Raw genomic sequence first — 5,460 nt, forward strand, 5'->3', positions numbered from 1 at the left:
GAAGAAGGCTTCGAGCGCATCGATCAAGGCCAGCTTGTTGCGCAGCGACAGCTCGATGTTGATGCGCTCGATGCCTTCGGTGTACTCGCCCATGCGCGGCAGCGGGATCACCACATCCTCGTTGATCTTGAAGGCGTTCGTGTGCTTGCTGATCGCCGCGGTGCGCTTGCGGTCGAGCCAGAACTTCCGGCGCGCGTCCGGGCTCACCGCGATGAAGCCTTCACCCGCGCGCGAATTGGCGATGCGGACCACCTCGCTGGCGGCTCTCGCCACGGCATCGGCGTCGTCGCCGGCGATGTCGCCGACCAGCACCATCTTCGGCAGGCCGCCGCGCTTGCTCTTGGTGGCGTAGCCCACCGCCTTCAGGTAGCGGTCGTCGAGGTGCTCCAGGCCGGCCAGCACCACGTTCGACGCCGGCTCGCCGCCCTGTTTCGCGCTGCTCGCTTTGTGCAGCGCGAACATGTAATCCTTGATCTCGACGATGCTCGGCACGGCGTCCTTGGCGTTGCCGAAAAACTCCAGGCAGACGGTGCGCGTGTGCGCCGGCATCTTGTGCACGATCCACCGGGCGCTGGTGATGAGCCCGTCGCAGCCTTCTTTCTGGATGCCCGGCAGGCCGGCGAGGAACTTGTCGGTCACGTCCTTCCCCAGGCCCTCCTTGCGGAACACCGCGCCCGGAACGTCGAGCCGCTCGCTGCGCACGAGCGTCTTGCCGTCGGCCTCGAAGTAATGCAGCTCGAAGCTGGCCACCGGCGCGTCGTGGATCTTGCCGAGGTTGTGGTTGATGCGCACGACCTCGAGCCACTTGGCATCGGGCGTGACCATGCGCCAGCTCGCCAGGTTGTCGAGCGCGGTGCCCCACAGCACGGCCTTCTTGCCGCCCGCGTTCATGGCGATGTTGCCGCCGATGCAACTCGCCTCGGCCGAAGTCGGATCGACCGCGAACACATGGCCGGCGCGCTCGGCCGCCTCGATCACGCGCTGGGTCACGACGCCGGCCTCGGTCCAGACGGTGGGCACGGGCTGATCCACGCAAGGCAGCTCGACCCATTCCACCTCGGTCATCGCCTCGAGCTTTTCGGTGTTGATGACCGCGCTTTTCCAGGTGAGCGGTATCGCGCCGCCGGTGTAGCCGGTGCCGCCGCCGCGCGGGATGATGGTCAAGCCGAGTTCAATGCAGCCGGCCACCAGGGCGGCCATCTCGGCCTCGATGTCGGGCGTGAGCACGACGAAGGGGTACTCGACGCGCCAGTCGGTCGCATCGGTCACGTGGGAGACGCGCGAGAGGCCGTCGAACTTGATGTTGTCGCGCGCGGTGTGGCGGCCCAGCCGCTTGAGCGTGCGCCGGCGCAGCGCGGCCATGCCCTCGAAGCCGGCCGCGAAGCGCTGCACCGCCTCGCCGGCCAGCGCCAGCAGTTCGCCGACCGATGCATTGCGCTCGGCCGAAGCGGCGTCGGTACCGGCGACGCGCCGCTTGCCGACCTCGCCGAGCCGGTGCTGCAAGGCCTCGACCAGCAGCTTGCGGCGGCGCGGGTTGTCGAGCAGATCATCGTGCAGGTAGGGGTTGCGCTGCACCACCCAGATGTCGCCCAGCACCTCGTAAAGCATGCGCGCCGAACGGCCGGTCTGGCGCTCGGCACGCAGCCGGTCGAGCACCTCCCACGCCCGCACTCCGAGCAACCGCATGACGATTTCGCGGTCGGACAGCGACGTGTAGTTGTACGGAATTTCGCGCAGGCGCGGCCGGGCCGCGCGCGCGGCCAGAGTGATGTTGTGGAGGGGGAGCGGTGCGTTCATTTTCACCAGGCGACAGCGACAAGCAGCCCCTGACGCGGGATGCTATCGCAGTGCAGCAAACCGCTGCCCTTCGCTGCGCACCCACCTCGCAGCCAGCACGGTGGCTAGCATGCGGCCATGTCGAACTGGCCCTACCCTTTCTGGATCGCCCACCGCGGCGCCGGCTGGCTGGCGCCCGAAAACACGCTGGCCGCCTTCCGCGCCGGCCGGGCGCTCGGCTTCGCGATGGCCGAGTGCGATGTGACCCTCAGCGCAGACGATCAGCCTTTCCTGCTGCATGACGCCCTGCTCTCACGCACCACGGATGGCCGGGGCGCAGCGGCAGGGTTGCCCTGGTCTGCACTGGCGCGTCTGGACGCCGGGTCCTGGCACGGGCCGGGCTTCGCCGGCGAGCGGCTGCCGAAGCTCGACGCGCTGGCTGCCTACGCCTTGGCCACCGGTCTCCTGATCAACCTGGAACTCAAGCCCGGCCCGGGGGAGGCTGCGCGAACCGGCGAGCTGATTGCACGGCGAGTCGATCAGTTATGGCCTGCGCCCGGCGTACCGCCACTGCTGAGTTCGTTCGAGTCAGCAGCGCTCGAAGCCGCGCGTGACGCGGCACAGCGGCTGCCGCGGGCGCTGCTGCTCGAGCGATTCGATGACAGGGACCTGGAGCGCGCACAGTCGCTCGGCTGCGTTGCCATCGTGGCCGATCATGCCGCACTCGATGCCGCACTCATCGGCGAGGCGCACGGCGCGGGCTTGCGAGTGCTGGCCTACACCGTCAACGAAGCAGCCGAGGCCGCCCGACTGCGAGCCTGGGGAATCGACGGATTGATCACCGATGCAGTGGATCGCTTCGACCCCAACGCACTGCCTTGAACCCTCGGCGGACTCGGCAGCCGGTGCCTGAGGCTTTTGGCGGTCGCAAAAGGCCGGAATGTGCCGGGCGACGCACGGCACCACCGTCCTCAGCTCCGGTAATCCGCGTTGATGGTGACGTAATCGTGTGAGAGGTCGCACGTCCAGACGGTCGCTTGCGCGCGGCCGGGACCGTCGTCGCGATGCAGATCGACGCGCACGGTGATCTCGCTGCACTTCATCACCCGCTGACCGTCAGCCTCCTGGTAGCCGGGATGGCGGCCGCCACGGGTGACGACATGCACGTCGTCGAGGTAGAGGTCGATCAGGCCCTGGTCGAGATCGGCAATGCCGGCATAGCCCACCGCCGCCAGGATGCGTCCGAGGTTGGGATCACTGGCAAAAAACGCCGTCTTGACCAGCGGCGAATGAGCGATCGCGTAGGCGACGAGCCGGCATTCGTCCTCGCTGCGTCCGCCATCGATGTGCACGGCGATGAACTTGGTCGCGCCCTCGCCGTCACGCACGATCGCCTGCGCGAGCTGCTCAGCGACGGCGATCACCGCGTCGCGCAGGGCTGCGCCCTCCGGGGAGTCGAGCTGCGTGATCTCGGCATGGCCTGCCTGGCCTGAGGCGATCAGCACGAAGCTGTCGTTGGTCGAGGTATCGCCATCGACGGTGATGCGGTTGAAGGAGCGGTCGGCGGCTTCGCGAACGAGCGCGCGCAGGACCGGCGGCGCCACGTTGGCATCCGTTGCGACAAAGCCGAGCATCGTCGCCATGTTGGGCCGGATCATGCCGGCGCCCTTGGCAATGCCGGTCACCGTGACGGTTGTGCCACCGATCACGATCTGCCGCGAGGCGGCCTTGGCGACCGTGTCCGTGGTCATGATGGCTTCGGCGGCGGCGGCCCAGTTGTCCGGGCGGCAATCGGCCAGCGCGGCGGGCAAACCGGCTTCGATGCGCTCGGTCGGCAGCGTTTCCATGATCACACCGGTGGAAAACGGCAGCACCTGCTCGGGCGCGATGCCCAGCAGGCCGGCGAGAGCCAAGCAGGTCGAACGGGCCCGTGCCAAGCCGTCCTCGCCGGTGCCCGCGTTTGCATTGCCGGTGTTGATGAGCAGCGCGCGCGTTCCGGCGGCGGCATCGAGGTGTTGGCGGCACAACTGCACCGGCGCCGCGCAGAAGCGGTTCTGCGTGAACACGCCCGCCACCGTGGCGCCTTCGGCCAGCCTGATCACGGTGAGGTCACGCCGGTTGGCCTTGCGCACACCGGCCATGGCGATGCCGATCTCGACACCCGCCACGGCGTGCAGATCGGCAGGGTTCGGCGCGGCGAGGTTGACGGGCATGGAGGTCCTTCGGTCAGTGGCCGCGAATTGTAGGCAGCCCCATCGCGCCGCGCGGGGCTGCACCGCCGCGTTCATCGGCGCCGGCGAAGCCTCAGGCCAACTTGCCGTGGCATTGCTTGAACTTCTTGCCGCTGCCGCAGGGACAGGGGTCGTTGCGGCCCGCCTTGGGCACCCGCGTCTGCGGGGCCGCCGCCATGCGCGTGGCGACTTCGCTGGCGACGTCCGACTCGACGGCCACGCCGCCGTCGTCGGTTGGATGCGTGTACGTTACGTTGCTGATGTGGTCGGCCTGCTGCTCCAGCGCCTCGGCGGCCTGCACCACCTCTTCGCTGCTGCGCACGCGCACCGTCATGAGCAGGCGCGTCACGTCCATCTTCACCACGTCGAGCAGCTGCGAGAACAACCCGAAGGCTTCGCGCTTGTACTCCTGCTTCGGGTTCTTCTGGGCGTAGCCGCGAAGGTGAATGCCCTGGCGCAGATAGTCGAGCGCGGCAAGGTGCTCGCGCCAGTGGGTGTCCATCGACTGCAGCAGCACCGCGCGCTCGAAGCCGGCGAACTGCTCGGCGCCGACGATTTCGACCTTTTCCTTGAAGGCCTCGTCGGCGGCGGCGACGACCTTCGCGACGATATCGTCGGCGTCGATGGCTTCGCTCTTGTCCACCTCAGCGACCAGCGGCACTTCGAGTTGCCACTCGTCGCGCAGAACCTTTTCCAGGCCGGGCAGGTCCCACTGCTCCTCGACGCTCTCCGCCGGCACGCAGGTGCGCACCACGTCGGTCATGGCGCCTCGGCGCAGATTGGTGATCTGCTCAGACAGCGTGGCGGATTCGAGGATGTCGTTGCGCTGCTGGTAGATGACCTTGCGCTGGTCGTTGGCAACGTCGTCGTATTCCAGCAACTGCTTGCGCACGTCGAAGTTGCGTGCCTCGACCTTGCGCTGGGCGCCTTCGATGCTGCGCGAGACGATGCCGGCTTCGATGGCTTCGCCCTCCGGCATCTTCAGCCGCTCCATGATCGCCTTGACGCGGTCGCCAGCGAAGATGCGCATCAGCGGGTCTTCGAGCGACAGGTAGAAGCGCGAATTGCCGGGGTCGCCCTGGCGGCCGGAGCGGCCGCGCAACTGGTTGTCGATGCGCCGCGACTCGTGCCGTTCGGTGGCGACGATGCGCAGGCCGCCGGCCGCCTTCACCTGCTCGTGCAGGCCGGCCCATTCGTCCTTGAGTTTCTCGATGCGCTGCGCCTTCTCGCCGTCGGGAATCGCCGCGTCGATCTCGATGAACTGCACCTGCTTTTCGACGTTGCCACCGAGCACGATGTCGGTGCCGCGGCCCGCCATGTTGGTGGCGATCGTCACTGCCTTGGGTCGGCCGGCCTGGGCAATGATTTCCGCCTCGCGCTGGTGCTGCTTGGCATTGAGCACCTCGTGCGGCAGCTTGACTTTTTCGAGCAGCGTGGAGATCAGCTCGGAGTT

At 67.9% G+C, this 5,460-nt stretch carries 4 protein-coding genes; 1 reads left to right on the top strand and 3 read right to left on the bottom strand.

The window, feature by feature from the left end:
* Positions 1-1,797 (bottom strand): DUF3683 domain-containing protein (locus tag H0W38_RS15750; RefSeq protein WP_292455779.1); only part of this gene is annotated, 1,797 nt, incomplete at its 3' end.
* Between the two features lie 117 nt (positions 1,798-1,914).
* Here H0W38_RS15750 and ugpQ point away from each other — a divergent pair.
* Positions 1,915-2,658 carry a glycerophosphodiester phosphodiesterase gene (gene ugpQ / locus H0W38_RS15755; protein ID WP_292455780.1) on the top strand — a complete coding sequence of 248 codons (744 nt, stop codon included), beginning with the start codon at positions 1,915-1,917 and terminating at the stop codon, positions 2,656-2,658.
* 89 nt (positions 2,659-2,747) lie between these two features.
* Here ugpQ and argJ read toward each other — a convergent pair whose 3' ends face one another.
* Positions 2,748-3,989 (bottom strand): bifunctional glutamate N-acetyltransferase/amino-acid acetyltransferase ArgJ, encoded by a 1,242-nt coding sequence (gene argJ, locus H0W38_RS15760; protein WP_292455781.1) that lies wholly within the window; start codon positions 3,987-3,989, stop codon positions 2,748-2,750.
* 91 nt (positions 3,990-4,080) lie between these two features.
* Positions 4,081-5,460: SEC-C metal-binding domain-containing protein (locus tag H0W38_RS15765; RefSeq protein WP_292455783.1), on the bottom strand; the 1,380-nt coding region annotated here is incomplete at its 5' end.

Origin of the sequence: Methylibium sp. (assembly GCF_013817365.1) — a bacterium.
Lineage (GTDB): Bacteria > Pseudomonadota > Gammaproteobacteria > Burkholderiales > Burkholderiaceae_C > Methylibium.

Excerpts from the sequence above, each read along its gene's own strand:
- ugpQ (WP_292455780.1), top strand. The coding sequence starts at position 1,915 with ATGTCGAACTGGCCCTACCCTTTCTGGATCGCCCACCGCGGCGCCGGC.
- argJ (WP_292455781.1), bottom strand. The coding sequence starts at position 3,989 with ATGCCCGTCAACCTCGCCGCGCCGAACCCTGCCGATCTGCACGCCGTG.